16 protein-coding genes are annotated in these 15,093 nt (G+C 72.1%); 13 read left to right on the top strand and 3 right to left on the bottom strand.

The window, feature by feature from the left end; all coding sequences use genetic code 11:
- Positions 1-190: 190 nt before the first annotated feature.
- The 6 genes from ABD220_RS14875 (at position 191) to ABD220_RS14850 (ending at position 3,104) form a co-directional block, all read left to right on the top strand.
- A complete protein-coding gene (locus ABD220_RS14875) occupies positions 191-1,279 on the top strand; it encodes a TerC family protein (RefSeq protein ID WP_344123843.1) in 1,089 nt (362 codons plus the stop codon).
- On the top strand, positions 1,276-1,653 hold the full coding sequence (locus tag ABD220_RS14870; protein WP_344123842.1) for a hypothetical protein: 378 nt from the start codon (positions 1,276-1,278) through the stop codon (positions 1,651-1,653). The genes ABD220_RS14875 and ABD220_RS14870 overlap by 4 nt, the downstream gene beginning before the upstream one ends.
- Positions 1,654-1,685: 32 nt before the next feature.
- Complete coding sequence (locus ABD220_RS14865; RefSeq protein ID WP_344123841.1) at positions 1,686-2,084, top strand: helix-turn-helix transcriptional regulator; 399 nt, start codon at positions 1,686-1,688, stop codon at positions 2,082-2,084.
- Positions 2,085-2,165: 81 nt separating this feature from the next.
- Positions 2,166-2,645 (top strand): DUF2975 domain-containing protein, encoded by a 480-nt coding sequence (locus tag ABD220_RS14860; RefSeq protein WP_344123838.1) that lies wholly within the window; start codon positions 2,166-2,168, stop codon positions 2,643-2,645.
- Entirely contained in the window at positions 2,645-2,851 is a 207-nt protein-coding gene (locus ABD220_RS14855) for a helix-turn-helix domain-containing protein (RefSeq protein WP_344123837.1), read from the top strand. The genes ABD220_RS14860 and ABD220_RS14855 overlap by 1 nt, the downstream gene beginning before the upstream one ends.
- An 85-nt stretch (positions 2,852-2,936) precedes the next feature.
- On the top strand, positions 2,937-3,104 hold the full coding sequence (locus ABD220_RS14850) for a hypothetical protein (RefSeq protein ID WP_344123835.1): 168 nt from the start codon (positions 2,937-2,939) through the stop codon (positions 3,102-3,104).
- 178 nt (positions 3,105-3,282) lie between these two features.
- Here the strand turns inward: ABD220_RS14850 and ABD220_RS14845 are convergent, their stop codons facing one another.
- Positions 3,283-3,594, bottom strand: coding sequence for a hypothetical protein (locus tag ABD220_RS14845; protein WP_344123833.1), 312 nt, complete (start codon positions 3,592-3,594; stop codon positions 3,283-3,285).
- Between the two features lie 935 nt (positions 3,595-4,529).
- Between ABD220_RS14845 and ABD220_RS14840 the strand changes: the two genes are divergently transcribed.
- The gene (locus ABD220_RS14840; protein ID WP_344124784.1) at positions 4,530-5,690 is read left to right on the top strand and encodes a serine hydrolase domain-containing protein; all 1,161 of its coding nucleotides are present in this window, start codon (positions 4,530-4,532) and stop codon (positions 5,688-5,690) included.
- Between the two features lie 158 nt (positions 5,691-5,848).
- Here the strand turns inward: ABD220_RS14840 and ABD220_RS14835 are convergent, their stop codons facing one another.
- Complete coding sequence (locus tag ABD220_RS14835; protein WP_344123831.1) at positions 5,849-6,727, bottom strand: LssY C-terminal domain-containing protein; 879 nt, start codon at positions 6,725-6,727, stop codon at positions 5,849-5,851.
- A gap of 383 nt (positions 6,728-7,110) precedes the next feature.
- On the opposite strand from ABD220_RS14835, the gene ABD220_RS14830 reads away from it, so the two are divergent.
- The 5 genes from ABD220_RS14830 (at position 7,111) to ABD220_RS14810 (ending at position 11,278) form a co-directional block, all read left to right on the top strand.
- Positions 7,111-7,575 carry an OsmC family protein gene (locus ABD220_RS14830; protein WP_344123829.1) on the top strand — a complete coding sequence of 155 codons (465 nt, stop codon included), beginning with the start codon at positions 7,111-7,113 and terminating at the stop codon, positions 7,573-7,575.
- Between the two features lie 186 nt (positions 7,576-7,761).
- Positions 7,762-8,697 (top strand): polyphosphate kinase 2, encoded by a 936-nt coding sequence (gene ppk2, locus ABD220_RS14825; protein WP_344123827.1) that lies wholly within the window; start codon positions 7,762-7,764, stop codon positions 8,695-8,697.
- Positions 8,698-8,722: 25 nt separating this feature from the next.
- Positions 8,723-9,151 carry an anthrone oxygenase family protein gene (locus ABD220_RS14820; RefSeq protein WP_344123825.1) on the top strand — a complete coding sequence of 143 codons (429 nt, stop codon included), beginning with the start codon at positions 8,723-8,725 and terminating at the stop codon, positions 9,149-9,151.
- A gap of 113 nt (positions 9,152-9,264) precedes the next feature.
- Positions 9,265-9,495, top strand: a complete 231-nt coding sequence (locus ABD220_RS14815) for a hypothetical protein (protein WP_344123823.1) — start codon at positions 9,265-9,267, stop codon at positions 9,493-9,495.
- Positions 9,488-11,278: an ABC transporter ATP-binding protein gene (locus tag ABD220_RS14810; protein ID WP_344123821.1), complete on the top strand. Its 1,791-nt coding sequence runs from the start codon at positions 9,488-9,490 to the stop codon at positions 11,276-11,278. Before ABD220_RS14815 ends, ABD220_RS14810 begins: the two co-directional genes overlap by 8 nt.
- A 37-nt stretch (positions 11,279-11,315) precedes the next feature.
- Here ABD220_RS14810 and ppc read toward each other — a convergent pair whose 3' ends face one another.
- Positions 11,316-14,132: a phosphoenolpyruvate carboxylase gene (ppc, locus tag ABD220_RS14805; protein WP_344123819.1), complete on the bottom strand. Its 2,817-nt coding sequence runs from the start codon at positions 14,130-14,132 to the stop codon at positions 11,316-11,318.
- A gap of 225 nt (positions 14,133-14,357) precedes the next feature.
- Between ppc and ABD220_RS14800 the strand changes: the two genes are divergently transcribed.
- Positions 14,358-14,861 (top strand): hypothetical protein, encoded by a 504-nt coding sequence (locus ABD220_RS14800; protein ID WP_344123818.1) that lies wholly within the window; start codon positions 14,358-14,360, stop codon positions 14,859-14,861.
- Positions 14,862-15,093 lie beyond the last annotated feature (232 nt).

Below are 15,093 nucleotides of genomic sequence, written 5' to 3'. Positions count from 1 at the left end.
CTGGGAGGCCGACGACACCGCGGTCATCGGCGGATCTTGTCCTGACAGGTGAACCGTGCTTCACTTGTTGGACTGGGGAGGGGAGTATCCCACCGACGCCCTGTCGTCAATGCGGTCCGCGAGGACCCGGCAGGCGGGCCCACGAGGGTCGGGAGAGACCTCCGATCGGATCGATCGGAAGGATCTTGTCATGGAGGTTCCGTTCTGGGCCTGGGCCGCGGTGCTCGGCTTCATCGTGGTGATGCTGGCGGTCGACCTGTTCGCCCACCGCCGCGCCCACGTCATCGGTGTCCGCGAGGCCGCGGCCTGGTCGGGGGTGTGGGTGGCCTTCGGTGTGGCCTTCGGCGTCATCGTCTGGCAGGTGTGGGGCGCGGAGTTCGGCCAGCAGTACTTCGCCGGGTACCTGATCGAGAAGTCCCTGGCGGTGGACAACGTCTTCGTGTGGGCGATCGTCTTCAGCTACTTCGCCGTCCCGCGGGAGTTCCAGCACCGGGTGCTGTTCCTGGGCGTGCTCGGCGCGCTGGTGTTCCGCGGGATCTTCATCGCCGCCGGGGCGGTGCTGATCCAGCACTTCTCCTGGGTCCTCTACGTCTTCGCCGCGTTCCTGCTCTACACCGGGTGGAAGATGATCCGCCGGCGCGACGAGCACCTGGACCCCGAGCAGTCGATGGTGCTGCGCGCCTTCCGCCGCTTCGCGCCCATGACCGATGCCTACCACGACCAGAAGCTGCTGGTCCGGAAGGAGGGGGTGCTGCTGGCCACCCCGCTGCTGGCCGTGCTCGTGCTCATCGAGGTCACCGACATCGTCTTCGCCGTCGACTCCATCCCGGCGATCTTCGCCGTCACCGACGAGGTCTTCCTGGTCTTCACCGCCAACGCCTTCGCGATCCTGGGCCTGCGGGCGATGTACTTCCTGCTCGCGGACCTCATCCACCGCTTCGTGTACCTCAAGATCGGCCTGGCACTGGTGCTGATCTGGGTCGGGATCAAGATGCTGCTCAAGATCGACCTCTTCTACATCCCCACCCCGGTCTCCCTGGCGGTGGTGGCCACGATCATCACCGTGTCCGTCCTGGCCAGCCTGCGGGCCACCCACGGCCAGGGTCGTCAGGCTCTGCCGGGCCCGGCGAACCCGCCCTTCCACGTCGCGACCGAGGCGGAGACCGCCGCCCTGGAACCCGCCCGGGTCCGCCGCCGACCCTCCCGGCCGCCGGAGGACCGGGCGCACGGCTCCCTCCGCGACACCGAGCACGCCCACCACGAAGGAGATCCCCGATGACCACCACCCACGCTCCCCGACGCCCTGTGGCCGCGGTGGTCACCGACGGCCCGGAGGCCGTCGCGGTCGCCCGGCGCGCAGCACGCATCGCCGCCGAGCAGCACCGGCCGGTGGTGCTGCTCGTGCCGATGCTGCGGTCGGCCTTCACCGCTGACGCGGTCATCGCCGCCCGGGTGCACCACGAGGCGCGCCGGGAGGCCGAGGCCATCGCCGCCCGCACCACTCCGGCCGGGGCCGCCGTGATCGTCACCCCGGCGGAGATCCCGGTGCCCACCGTGCAGCACGGGACCGAGGCCGTGCTCGTGGCCGAGGTCGGCGACTCCCTGCTCACCGTGCGCCGCCCGGCCCGCTCCCGCAGGCTCGCCGAGCTCTGACCCGCCGACCCCGTTCAGGAAAGGACTTCGGCATGACCCGCAGCACCCGCCCCGACACCACCGAGCCCTCCTCCGCACCCCGACGCCCTCCCGCGGAAGACGGGACGCAGCACCTCCACCCGGTCCAGCGGCCACCATGGACGCTGCTCACCAACCACGGTCACGTCCTGCTGGCCGTGGCCGGCTCCCCGGACGCCCGGGTCAGCGAGATCGCCGCCCGGGTCGGGATCACCGTGCGCGCCACGCTGGCCATCCTCAAGGACCTCGAGGACGCCGGCTACCTCACCCGCCAGCGGGTGGGCCGGCGCAGTCACTACACGGTCGACCGGCACCAGCACTTCCGCCACCCGGCCACCGCCGACCACGAGGTGGACGAACTGCTGGCCATCTTCAGCCCGGCCCCGAGCGAGCCTGCGCAGACCGGGGCCTGAGACGACGCGCCAGGCGCTCCGCCATGGACCCGAAGACGGGTGTCTATTGACATTCGATAGATACCAGGTGAAACTCGATGCATGAATGGTGATCATCGGGCGGTCGTCCTGCTCAGAATCTTTCTCGCGCTCCTGTTCGGGATCCTGGTGCTGTTCCAGGTCATGTCGCTGCCCGGGCAGTTCGCACACATGGCCCAGGAGTCCCCGGACATGGCGTACCTGAGGTGGCCGGCCACGGCCGTGACGGTGTTCTGGGTGCTGTGCGCGCAGGTGGTCATCGTGTGCACCTGGAAGCTGCTCACCCTGGTCGAGAAGGACCGCATCTTCACCACGGCGTCGCTGGTGTGGGTCGACGCCATCGTGTGGGCGGTCGGCACCGCCTGGGCGGTGCTGCTGGGAGTGTTCCTCTACGTCGGCTTCAACGCCGGCGACCCCGGGCTGCCGCTGCTGCTGCTCCTGATGCTGACGGGTGTCACCGTGCTGGGTCTGCTGATGATCGTGATGCGGGCGCTGCTGCGCCAGGCCACGACCCTGCGCACGGACATGGAAGCGGTGATCTGATGCCCATCGTCGTGCGCATCGACGTCGAGCTGGCCAAGCGCAAGATGAGCGTCGGCGAGTTCGCCGACCGCATCGGGCTCACCCCGGCCAACGTCGCGGTGCTCAAGAACGGCCGGGCCAAGGCCGTGCGCTTCTCCACCCTGGAGGCCATGTGCCGGGTGCTCGAGTGCCAGCCGGGTGATCTGCTCGAGTGGGTCGAGGAGTGAACCGTCCGGTGCCCCGTGCGCCAGCTCGCGCCACACCGCCTCCCCCGCGCTTCGCGGGCGTTCCGCACCCGAGGAAGGACACCCCGTGAAGCGCGTTCCTGCCATCGTCATCGTCGTCGTCGGCCTGGCGACGGGTGTGGCCGGCGTTGTCCTCGGGGAGGCCGACGACTCCCCGGGCCTCCAGCTGCTGGGCGTCCTGCTCGTCCTCGCCACGGTGGTGCTCGGCGTGCGGACCGCCCGGCGCAACAGCTGACCACGCGGGCGCCGGGCCATGGGCGGTGGCGCGCCAGGACCCGCTCCGCTCCTGGCCGGCCGGCGATCGCACGTCGACCGGTCCGGGACCGGCGCCCTCGGCCTCGCATCCCGGGTGTGGGCGCACCGGCCCCGTCCGGCGTGCTCTGCGCCGGCCGCCCATCGCCCTGCCCGGGGCCTCACCTCACGCGACGGCAGGCGGGCTCGCTCGTGTAGGTGAGGAACACCTCGTCGTCCTCGGGGCGCTCCCGGAGGGAGCGGTGGATGACGGCGTCCAGCACCGCGGTGACGACCGCTTCGTCGTCCTCGGGGCGCTCCCGCTCAGGACTCCAGCGGCCGGGGGCACGCACGAGGTTCTCGACCGGGGAGGCGCCGTACCGGCGCTGCTCCAGGGGCTGAGGCCGGAGCCCTCCAACGGTGGACGCGATCTCCTGGGGTGCCATGGACGCAGGAGGTGTTGATCCGGAGTGGATGGTGGTTGTCGTGGTCATCGCGCTTCCCTACTTCGTTGTAGTGGTGTGCTCGGCCGGTGCCCGCCCACGCAGGGCGTGAGGGGTCCCGCGGAGTCCTCGCTCCCCGGACCGCCCGATCCCTCGCGGACCCTGTGGGACCTCGGTGGTCCGGGTGGAACCGGGCACACCGGTGGACGGCGGGAACGCCGAGAGGTGCAGTCGGCTCGCTGGTGGAGGACTCACGTGTGCCGGCAGGTGCACCTGACCCTAGTGAACCCGGTCACCGACCGGAACCGCTCGCCGTAATATGTCGGCGCATCGGATACGGCCTCGGGCGAGAGCGTGCTGACACCAGCCGAGGCCGACCACCTCGGTCAGGACCTCTCGAGTGGCGGGGTGCGTTCTCGTCATCGCGCCGGCACTGTGAACCACCGCTCCGGCGGCGGGCGACCCTGCAGGTCCTGAGACCAGGTGCTGGGTGGCGCCCCAGCCGCAGAGGGGGGTGACATCTTCGGTGGTTGGGTAACGATCCGGGGCAGATCAGCCGACCGGTCCGGAAGGCCGTCCTACCCTGGGGACACCGCCTGGCTCATGAGTTCGTCGGGTCCGGTGCGTGATCCGGGGCCGTGGATCGGCCCGTCATCCCATCGGTTCCTTTGCCTGTGCGTGCTGCCTGGATGTGCCTTCGCGGTGGAGCGGGGCGTAGGGGTCGACGTCGTCGTCCATGACGACTGAGCCCGAAGCACTGTTCTCCGGGTGCAGGCACCTCACCGGAGGTGACCTGCGGCGATCGAGAGGGAAACGCAGATGTCATCACCCGCACGAACCACGCGTCACACGTTCGCCGCCGCCACGGCGGCGGTGCTCCTCTTCGGGACCGGCGGGGCAACCGCCGCCCCGCCCTCCCCGGCCGGGCCGGCAGCCACCCCGGTCGCCTCAGCGACACCGTCGGCTTCGGCCACGGGCTCTGACGCCTGTGTGACCGATGTCGACGACGTGGTCACCCGGGAACCCTCCTCGCAGATGGCCGAGCCGTTGCCCGAGGAGCTGGCGACGACGTTGGATGCCGCTGCCCGGGCCTCGTTCGCCAGGCCTCCACCCCTGGTGCGGTCGTCGGGGTCTCCACCCCCGAGGGCACCTGGACCCAGGCCTACGGGGTGGCCGACCCCGCCACCGGGGAGCCCATGGAGGTGGGGGTGCACACCCGCATCGGATCGGTCACCAAACCCTTCACCGCCACCCTGGTCCTGCAGCTGGCCGAGGAGGGACAGCTCTCCATGGAGGACCCCATCGCCGACTACATCGAGGGCATCCCCAACGGGGAGCAGATCACCCTGCGGCAGCTGACGGACATGACCAGCGGTGTGGCCAGCTACACCCGCAGCACCCAGTTCACGGACCGCTTCTTCGCGGATCCGCAGCAGGTCTTCACCCCGGAGGAACTGGTCGCCGTCGGCGTCTCGGAATCCCCCCTGTTCGCCCCCGGTGCGCAGTTCGACTACTCCAACACCAACTACATCCTGCTGGGCCTGGTCATCGAGCAGGTCACCGGCCAACCGGTCGGGGAGGTCCTGGAGGAGAACGTCTTCGACCCGCTGGAGCTCGACGAGACCACCTGGCCCGGGGCGTCCACCGAGATGCCGGAACCCTACGCGCAGGGCTTCACGCTCCAGGGCGACACCGCGACCCCGGAAGCACCGGCCGACGCCACCCACTGGAACCCCACCTGGGGAGCCACTGCCGGGGCGCTGATCTCGGACGTGGACGACCTGCTGGTCTACGGCAGGGCCATGGGCACCGGGCACGGACTGCTGGAACCGGAGGCCCAGCGGGAGCGCCTCACCTCGTTCCGGCCTCCCGAGTCCGGCTACGGGCTGGGCTTCGGGTGCATCGACGGCTGGGTCGGGCACACCGGGACGCTGCCCGGCTACAACACCACCGTCTACTACGACACCACCACCGACACCACCGTGGTCGTGCAGGCCACCAGCGACATTCCCTCCGGGGACTGCCCGGAGTCCCCGGTGCTGGCCGATGACCCCAAGACCCTGCCGTGCGCCACCCCGGCCACACGGATCTTCGCCGAGGTCTCCACCGCCCTGGGCCACACCTTCACACCCAACCCGGAACGCTGACCATTGCGCACCAGGGCCTCATGGGTTACGGGTCCTGACCCTCGGGCGCGGTCCCGACCTGACGTCCCACCTTTCGAGCACACGCACGAAACCGGCGCCGGTGCCGCTCGGCGGGCCGGGTCGCGGGATCTTCCGGTGGTTCTGCCCGACGGGACTGCTCATCCGGCGCCGGGTCCGCCCCCCGGCGCGCCGTACGGGCAGACGTTGATGATGGGCAGGTCCCCGTCCGTCTCGATGGCGTCCCCGCCCCCGTTGCGGGCGTGATAGCCGGAGGAGTACTGCTGGACGACCTGGATCGTAGCGCCCACGGAGTGCAGGGATGCGACGACGAGGTCGCGCTCTCGGTCGGTGTCTGCGGCGATCTTGTGGGTGATCTGGAACGTGAACAGGGACAGTCCCACGCGCCGGTCGAAGGTGGCCGCCCCGATGAGGTCGACGGCGTATCCGCCCGGGAGCCTCCACCCCGGCGGGCAGATCCAGAACCGGACGTGGTGGCGCTGGGCCGGGCTGCCCGCCACCTCCCGCTCGAACGCCAGGGACTGCCTGTGACCGAAGGCGAACAGGGAACTGACGGGCGCCGCCGGGTAGCTGCGGCGGAACATGAACGCCCGCACGATGCGCCAGCCGGTGCTCAGGGTCAGCGGATCCGCGGCGGTCCAGCCGGCCCCGACCATCGCGGCGGACAGCCGCGCGGGAGTACCCACCACCGCCAGGTTGACCGGGTCCCCCAGCAAGCCGTCGGAGGTGCGGGCCCGCCCGATGAAGTAGCTGGGGACGTAGATGCCGGTGAGCAGACGGTTCAACCGGGGCAGGAGCACATAGGCCGACAGCACCCAGACGGGCAGGAACAGCCAGGGCAGGCGCCCATCGTCGTCGACCTCCTCGAGGACGAGGTGGTAAACGCCCCAGCCGGCCAGCACGCTGGTGACGAGGAAGCCGAACCGGTGCGCCCACAGGACCACCGTGGCCCGGCGGGCGCCGCCCTGGGACGGAAGGCTCTGCTCGTCACTGTCGGGATTTCCACTTCCTGCATCCACCCCGTGCTCCCCGCCCCGTGCTCCCCGCCCCGGACGTCCCCGGCGCCGGTCGTGGTGCTCCCAGGCTAGTGGCGACACCAGCACCGGCGGAAGCACCGCGGCCCGCCCTGACCGGCCGGCGACCGGCAGTTCCGCCCCAGGCGAGTCGTCCTGCATCCTCCTGATGCCCGACGGCAGCGGAGCCTCAGCAGCAGGAGCGGACGCGCCGGCACCTTGCCCGGCTCGGTGCCGGCCGCGGCGGACGCGACCCGGCTGCGTGCTCTCCACTTCTCCGTGGGGTGAATGCCTGGAACCTGGTCCACGACCGGGTCGGCCTTCAGCATCGGCGGAGTGCTGCACCCTGTTCCGGCCGCCGGTGGAGGCCGGGTTGGCATCATGGGCTCATGAGTGAGATCAAGGACCCCACGCCGCGTTCCGTCGAGCTGAGCCGCACCACCACCGGCCACTACATTGCCCGCAACCTCGCGGGGGCCGAGATCGCCTTCGGCCGCGGTGAGGGCCTGCTGTCCCCCGTGGAACTGCTGCTGGCCGCCATCGCCGGGTGTTCCTCCATCGACGTGGACACCGCGACCTCCCGCAGCGCGGAGCCTTCGCAGTTCCGGGTCGAGGCCACGGGGCAGAAGGTCGTCGAGGAGAACGGCGCGAACCGCCTGGCGGACCTGCGCCTCTCCTTCCACCTCTCGTTCCCCGACGACGCGGCCGGCCGCAAGGCCGCCGGCATGGTCGAGCGCCTGGTCGCCCTCTCCCACGACAAGTACTGCACGGTCTCACGGACGGTGGAGCACGGAACCGCCGTCCGCCACGACGTCAGCGTGGGCATCGACGGCGCCGCGGACGAGCCCCGGTAGACGGCCGCGATCACAGCCCCGCGCGGGAGCGCGCGCCGCAGGCTCCCCCGCCGGGCCGCGGGGGAACGGACCGGCCGCACCAGCCTCGTGCTGTTCATCGGGCGGTCACGTGCCCGCCGCCCGAGCGGGTCAGGATGAGCCCGCCTACACTGCGCTCAAGAGACTCCGACCGGAGAGGATCGGCCGATGCCCGACGGAAAACGGCAGTGGATGCCCGCCGACCAGTGGGGGGTGCGCGAGAACCTGCGGGAGTTCATCGACCACCTCACCCGAAAGGGCTACACCGTGCCCCACGGGCACGAGGAGGACCCGGACCTGATCGATCCAGGGGGCTCGGCCGTGGAGACCTGGCGGGAGGACTACCCCTACGACGAGCTGATGAGCCGGGAGGAGTACGAGCTCGAGAAGTACCGGCTGCAGATCGAGCTGCTGAAGTTCCAGTACTGGGGCCAGGACCACGACCTCCAGCACGTGATCGTGTTCGAGGGCCGCGACGCCGCCGGCAAGGGCGGGACGATCAAGCGCTTCACCGAGTACCTCAATCCGCGGGCGGCCCGGGTCGTGGCCCTGACCAAGCCCTCGGACCGGGAGGCCGGTCAGTGGTACTTCCAGCGCTACATCCGCCACCTGCCCACGGCCGGGGAAATGGTGCTCTTCGACCGCTCCTGGTACAACCGGGCGGTGGTCGAGCGCGTGATGGGCTTCTGCACGGACCGGCAGTACGAGCAGTTCATGGCCCAGGCCCCGGTGTTCGAGAAGATGCTCGTGGACTCGGGCATCCACCTGACCAAGTTCTGGTTCTCCGTCACCCAGCAGGAGCAGCGCACCCGGTTCGCGATCCGTCAGATCGACCCGGTGCGCCGGTGGAAGCTCTCGCCGATGGACCTGGCCTCCCTGGACCGGTGGGAGGACTACACGGACGCGAAGGAGGAGATGTTCCTGCGCACCGACACCGACCACGCCCCGTGGGTCACGGTGAAGTCCAACGACAAGAAGCGGGCGCGGGTCAACGCGATGCGCTTCTTCCTGGACCAGTTCGACTACGAGGACAAGGACCCGGACGTCGTCCATCTGCCCGACCCGCTGATCGTCCGGCGCGGCCGCGACGCCGTCGGCGACTGAGCCCCGGACCCTGGACGTGTGGCCGGTGCTCGTCGCCGGAGTCGGCTCGGGCCTCCTCGGTGGCTTCTACCTGGCGTTCTCCCTCGTGGTGCTGCCTGCACTGGGGCGCCGCCCCTCGGGCGAGGCCGTCTCGGCGATGATCGCCGTGAACCGGGCCGCGGTGCGCGCCCCGTTCCTGATCCTGTTCTTCGGCACCGCCCTCGCCTGCCTGGTCGTGGTGGGCACGGCCGTGTCCGGGACCGGTGCGCCGGTCCGGGTGGCGGGCGCGCTGGCCTCCCTCGCGGGATGGGTTCTGACCCTGGCGGTCAACGTCCCGCTCAACACCGGACTGGCGCACACGGATCGCCGGGACGTGGTGTGGTCCGCGTACGCACGGCCGTGGGGGCGGGCCAACCACCTCCGGGCGGGACTGTCCGTGCTCGGAGCCCTCGCCCTGCTGTCCCCGGTTCCCTGACCGCTCCGGGGCCGGGAACGCAGGACGGGCCCACCGGCGCACCACCCGTGTCAACAAGTATTGACACCCGTCGAGTTGTCATCGTACGTTGACGCCCAGGAGGTGGTCCGGCGATGAGTGAGGTCACGATGGGCGCGCTGGTGGCGCAGGCGGAGGACGACGACCCGTTGCGGGCGCTGGCGGCCACGGCGGAGCTGCACCGGCAGGTGTCGCAGGCGGAGACCGTGGCCGTGCGCCGGGCCCGAGCCCGCGGCGCGTCCTGGGCGCAGATCGCCGCGGCCATGGGAGTGAGCCGGCAGGCGGTGCACCGCAAGTACGGGGGCTCGAGGTTCGGACGTGGCTGAGCCCGCCGCTGATGCGATGCAGGCGCCCCGGGGGCGTTTCCGCGACCTCACGGCCTACCTCACGGAGCACCGTGGCGTCCTGGGCGGGGTGCTCGTCCTGTCCGTGCTGGGGGCCGGGCTGAGCCTGGCGCAGCCGGTGGTCGTCAACCGCGTCATCGGGTCCATCGGCACCGCCCGTTCGCCGGCGCCGGAGGTCGCGGGGCTGGTGCTGCTGGTTCTCGGCGCCGGCCTGGTGGGCGCGGTGCACCAGTACCTGCTCGAGCGCACGGCCGAGGGCGTGGTGCTCTCCGCCCGCCGGAGACTCGTGGGACAGCTGCTGCACCTGCCCGTGCGGGAGCACGACGCCCGCCGGGCCGGGGACCTGGTCTCCCGGGTCGGCTCGGACACCACCATGGTGCGGGCCGCCCTGACCGGCGGGCTCGTGGACGCCCTCGGCGGGGCTCTGGTGTTCACCGGCGCGCTGGTCGGGATGGCACTGCTGGACCCGCTGCTGCTCGGCATCACGCTCGGCGTCGTCCTGGTGGCCGTGGTGGCCGTGGTGGTCGCCTCGGCACGGATCCAGTCCCTCACCCGCTCCGCCCAGGAGGCGGTGGGCCGGCTCGCCGCGGGCGTGGAACGCGCCGTGTCGGCGGTGCGCACCATCCGCGCCGGCGGGGCCACCGACCGCGAGATCGCCCGGCTGGAGGCCGAGGCGGTGTCGGCCTACGGCTACGGGGTGCGCGTCGCCGGCGTGGGCGCCGTGCTCTGGCCCATCAGCGGACTGGCCGTCCAGGGATCCTTCCTGGCCGTGCTCGGCGTGGGCGGCTACCGCGTGGCCTCCGGCGCGCTCGCGGTCGCCGACCTGGTGACCTTCATCCTGTTCCTCTTCATGATGGTCATGCCCCTGGGGCAGTTCTTCTCCGCGGTCACCACGGTACGCACCGCCCTGGGCGCCCTGGGCCGCATCCAGGAGATCCTGGACCTGCCCCGCGAGGACGCCGACGACGCACCGGACCGGACGGACCCCGCACCTCGCCCCGGGAGCGGCGCAGCCGGTCCGGGAGAGGGCCGGCGACCCGTCGAGCTGGTCTTCGACGAGGTCAGCTTCGCGTACGGATCCGGCCGTCCCGTGCTCGAGCGCCTCGGCTTCACGGTCCCCGCCGGGTCGACCACCGCGATCGTCGGGCCGTCGGGGGCGGGCAAGTCCACCTTGCTCTCCCTGGTCGAACGCTTCTACGACCCCGATGCAGGGTCCATCCGGCTCGACGGCACCGACGTGCGCGCCATGTCCCGCGCCGATCTGCGGGCCCGGATCGGCTTCGTGGAGCAGAGCGCGCCGGTGCTGGCCGGGTCCCTGCGGGAGAACCTCGTGCTCGCGGCCCCCGAGGCCGACGAGGACTCCTGCCGGGCGGTGCTGGACGCCGTCAACCTCCTGGAGCGCGTCCAGGCGCACCCCGACGGCCTGGACGCCACCGTGGGGGACGACGGCGCCGGTCTCTCCGGCGGCGAGCGCCAGCGCCTGGCCATCGCCCGGGCCCTGCTCGCGGACACCCCGCTGATGCTGCTCGACGAGCCCACCGCCAGCCTGGACTCCCGCAACGAGAAGGCCCTGCACACCGCGATCCGCTCCGCCGCGGCCGGGCGAACGGTGCTCATCGTCGCCCATCGGCTGTCCACCGTGGCCGGCGCCGACCAGATCGTGGTGCTCGACCAGGGCCGCGTGACGGCCGTGGGCACCCACGACGAGCTCCTGAGCACCTCGGAGCTCTACCGCGAGCTGGCTCGCCACCAGCTGCTCGTCTGAGCCGCGGCCCGGCGGCGGACCGCCGGGCCGCGGCCGGTCAGCCGGTGTTGCGCAGGCCGGCGGCCACCCCGTTGATGGTGATGAGCAGGGCTCGTTGCAGGCCCTCGTCGACCTCCCGGCCCTCGGCGTCGTGCTCCCGGATCCGGCGGAGCAGCTCGACCTGCAGGTAGGAGATGGGATCGAGGTACTGGTCCCGCACCTCGAGCGTCTGCTTCAGGGTGGGGTTGCCGTCCAGCAGCTCCGCCTGCCCGGTGAGCCGGGCCAGCTCGTCGAGGGTGAGCTCGTACTCGCGGCGGATCGCCTCGAACACGTGCTGGAGCCGCTCCGGCACGAGCGCCCGGACGTAGTGGGCGGCGATCTCCAGGTCGGTCTTCGCCACGGTCATCTCCACGTTGGAGATCACGGAGCGGAAGAAGTGCCAGCGCGCCAGCATGGTGCGCAGGTCCTCCTCCATCCCCGCCTCGCGGGCGGCGCGCAGGCCGGAGCCCACCCCGAACCAGCCGGGCACGATCTGGCGGGACTGCGTCCAGCCGAAGACCCACGGGATGGCCCGCAGCCCGGACAGGCCCTTGTCCGACGACGGGCGCTTGGCCGGGCGGGAGCCGATGTTCAGCGCACCCAGCTGCTCCACCGGGGTGGCGGAGAGGAAGTACTCCGGCAGGTCGGGGTCCTCGACCAGGCCCGTGTAGGCGGCGAAGGCGGCGTCGCTGACCACGTCCATGACCTCGCCCCACCGGTCCAGCTCCGCCTCGGTGGAGCGCGGGTCCTGGTGCAGCGCCGTGGCGCGCAGCACGGCGGCCAGGGACAGCTCGAGGTTCTCGCGGGCCAGGGCGGGGAGGGAGAACTTGTCGCTGATGACCTCGCCCTGCTCGGTGAACTTGATCTCGCCGGCCAGCACGCCGCTGGGCTGGGCCAGGATCGCGTCGTGGGTGGGCCCGCCGCCGCGCCCCACGGACCCGCCGCGGCCGTGGAAGAGCCGCAGCCGCACCCCGTGCCGGGCGGCGACATCGCGCAGCCGGCGCTCGGTCCGGTGGATCTCCCACCGGCTGGTCATCACCCCGGACTCCTTGTTGGAGTCGGAGTAGCCGAGCATGACCTCCTGGATGTTCCCGCGCGCGGCGACCACCCGCCGGTAGGCCGGGTCGGAGAGCAGCTCGTCGATGACCTCCGCGGAGCGGCGCAGCTCCTGGACCGTCTCCAGCAGCGGCGCGAAGCCGAGGGTGGCGCGGTCCTGCTCACCGGTGAGGTCCACCAGCCCGGCCTCGCGGGCCAGGATCACGGGCGCCAGGATGTCGTCCGCGTCGCGGGTCATGGACACGATGTAGGTCTCGACGATCTCCTCGCCGTAGGTCTCCTGGGCCCGGGCGATCTCCCGGAAGACGGCGAACGTCCGGTCCGCGTCGCCGTCGAGCTGCACGGCCCCCGTGGCCAGCCCTGGCGGGGCGAGAGGACGGCGGCCGGCGAGCTCCCCGGCGAGCACGGCGGCGCGCGCGCCGCGGTCCATGTCCGCGTAGGGCTGGTCGAGCTCGCCGAGCCGGTCGAGCAGCTGACCCACGGCCTCGTGGTGGGCGTCGGCGTGCTCGCGGACGTCCAGGGTGGCCAGGCCCAGGCCGAACCCGGCGATCGTGCGGGTGGCGGCCGCGAGCGTGCCGTCGGCGGCGAGCGACCCCGCGTGGTGGCGCAGCGAGCGGGCCACCACGTCGAGGTCGGCCACGAGCTCCGCGGTGCTCCGGTAGTCGCGGCCCGGCTCGTGGACGGTCTCCTCCGCGAAGCGGCGGCGCGTGTTGATCAGCTTGGCCTTGATGCAGGTGAGCTTGAGCCGGTAGGGCTCCTGCGCGTTGAGCTCCAGGACCCGCGGGTCCAGGCCGGGCAGGTGGGCGACGTCCCGCTCCACGGACTCCTGGAGCTCGGGGTCGATCTCGACGATGGCGGTGGAGGAGGACAACCGGGAGATCAGCACGTCCAGGAAGCCCAGGGCGATGTCGACGGCCGCCTGCCCCTGCAGCTGGAGCACCCGGCGGGTCATCTCGGGGGTGACGTTGGGGTTGCCGTCCCGGTCGCCGCCGATCCAGGAGCCGAAGCGCAGCGGCGGGGTGCTCGCCGGCAGGTGGACGTCGTGCTGGGCGAGCTGCTCCTCGAGGTCCGCGAGCAGCACGGGCATCGTCTCGGTGAGGACCTCGCGCAGGTAGTACAGGGCGTTGCGGGCCTCGTCGAGCGGGGTGGGGCGGTTCTGGCGCAGCTCGTCAGTCTGCCAGAGGAGCTCGATCAGCTCGGCGAGGCGCCGGTCCTGGCTGCGGCGCGCGGCGGAGCCCTCGGGGGTCTCACGGGCCAGGATGTCGGAGAGGTGCCGGATCTTGGTCAGCACGGAGCGCCGGGAGGCCTCGGTGGGGTGCGCGGTGAACACCGGCCGGACGTCCAGTCTGCCCACCGCCTCCCGCAGCGCATCGGGACCGGCCTCGGCGGCGACGTCGGTGACGGCGGCGGCGAGCCACCCCTCGTCCTCGGGGCGGCGGCCGAGCACCCGCACGCGGTGCACCTGCTCGGCGGCGTTGGCCAGGTGGAAGTAGTGGGCGAAGGCCCGCACCAGGTCCGTCGCCCGGTCGAGGGGCAGGGAGCCGAGCAGGTCGCGGACCTGGCCCGCGGCGTCGTCGGTCCCGGAGGCCTTGGCGTCCTTCGCGTCCTTGGTGAGCCGGCGGACCTGCTCGACCAGCTCCAGCAGCTCCTCGCCGCGCTGGCGGGCCAGGGTCTCCCCCAGCAGGGTGGTGATGCGGCGGACGTCCGCACGCAGCGGGGCATCGATCACCTCGGCGCGGTGGCGATCGGGGGCGGCGGTGCGGTCGTGCTGAGTCGTCATGTCGCGGCTGCTCCTGGCTGGTCGGTCGTCACGGTGGCGCGCACGACCGACGAGCGGTCGCGCCGTCGGTGCCTACCGTGCCACCCTACCCCGGGTGATCCACGTCGCAGGGGCCGCCTCGGCCGAAGGCCTCGGGGAACGCCCCGTGGAAACCCGTGCCGGGCGGACCCGGGGGCGGTAGGTTCGGCGGTGAGCACACTCCGCACGCGCCAGGAGGCACCGGCCATGAGCCAGCACCCGCACGGTCCCGGTGGCCCGCACCGTCCGGGCGGCGACCCGGTCCCCGGGACGGTCCCGCCCCGGCCGCCGATGACCGCCCGGCTGCGGCTGCTGCTGCGGCTCACCCTGCTCTCCCTCGCGGTGAGCGTGGCTGACTCGTTCGTGCAGGCGGTCGCCGGCCCCAGCACGCTGCCCGGCATGGAGGACGTGGTCCGGGTCCCGGGACTGCCCGGGGGCGGGCTGGGCGCGGCCGTGATGCTGTTCGGCGTGGTGCTGACGGCGGCGCTCTACGCCCTCGTCTGGTTCCCGCTGCGCGAGCAGCTGCAGTGGGGCTGGATCCTCGGCATCGTCTTCTGCTCCCTGGCCGTGCTCGGCGACCTCTTCGACCTGGTGGTTTTCCTGCTGGGCGGGCACCTCCTGCCCGGCCTGAGCACCACCGTCCTGGTGGCGGTCAACGTGGTGTGGCTCGTCGTGGCGGGCCGGCCCGAGGTGCGCGCGGCGCTGCGCTGAGGAGTGTGCCCTGGGACGTGCTCGGTGGCGAGGGCGCGCCCACAGGCGGCGCAGAAGAACGCCTGTCCTGCCCTCGGGACCCGCAGAGCCGACGAAAAGGGCTGCTGCCCACCGTCGTGCCCATGACGAGGAGCAACGAAGCAGATGGTGCGTGCGCCGGGCGGCGCCCGCACCGCACCGTGGCGGCCCGGAGCGCGACGATGTGATGGGCGGCCGAGCACGCCGTCGCCCC

The organism is Kocuria aegyptia (assembly GCF_039530085.1).
Taxonomy (GTDB): domain Bacteria; phylum Actinomycetota; class Actinomycetes; order Actinomycetales; family Micrococcaceae; genus Kocuria; species Kocuria aegyptia.
This window is presented reverse-complemented; position numbering and strand designations above follow the sequence as displayed.

What these genes read in the sequence shown, in the direction of transcription:
- ppk2 (WP_344123827.1), top strand. Translation starts at nt 7,762, where the DNA reads ATGCCCGACGGAAAACGGCAGTGGATGCCCGCCGACCAGTGGGGGGTG.
- ABD220_RS14875 (WP_344123843.1), top strand. Translation starts at nt 191, where the DNA reads ATGGAGGTTCCGTTCTGGGCCTGGGCCGCGGTGCTCGGCTTCATCGTG.
- ABD220_RS14865 (WP_344123841.1), top strand. Translation starts at nt 1,686, where the DNA reads ATGACCCGCAGCACCCGCCCCGACACCACCGAGCCCTCCTCCGCACCC.
- ppc (WP_344123819.1), bottom strand. Translation starts at nt 14,132, where the DNA reads ATGACGACTCAGCACGACCGCACCGCCGCCCCCGATCGCCACCGCGCC.
- ABD220_RS14800 (WP_344123818.1), top strand. Translation starts at nt 14,358, where the DNA reads ATGAGCCAGCACCCGCACGGTCCCGGTGGCCCGCACCGTCCGGGCGGC.
- ABD220_RS14870 (WP_344123842.1), top strand. Translation starts at nt 1,276, where the DNA reads ATGACCACCACCCACGCTCCCCGACGCCCTGTGGCCGCGGTGGTCACC.
- ABD220_RS14830 (WP_344123829.1), top strand. Translation starts at nt 7,111, where the DNA reads ATGAGTGAGATCAAGGACCCCACGCCGCGTTCCGTCGAGCTGAGCCGC.
- ABD220_RS14855 (WP_344123837.1), top strand. Translation starts at nt 2,645, where the DNA reads ATGCCCATCGTCGTGCGCATCGACGTCGAGCTGGCCAAGCGCAAGATG.
- ABD220_RS14845 (WP_344123833.1), bottom strand. Translation starts at nt 3,594, where the DNA reads ATGACCACGACAACCACCATCCACTCCGGATCAACACCTCCTGCGTCC.
- ABD220_RS14860 (WP_344123838.1), top strand. Translation starts at nt 2,166, where the DNA reads ATGAATGGTGATCATCGGGCGGTCGTCCTGCTCAGAATCTTTCTCGCG.
- ABD220_RS14815 (WP_344123823.1), top strand. Translation starts at nt 9,265, where the DNA reads ATGAGTGAGGTCACGATGGGCGCGCTGGTGGCGCAGGCGGAGGACGAC.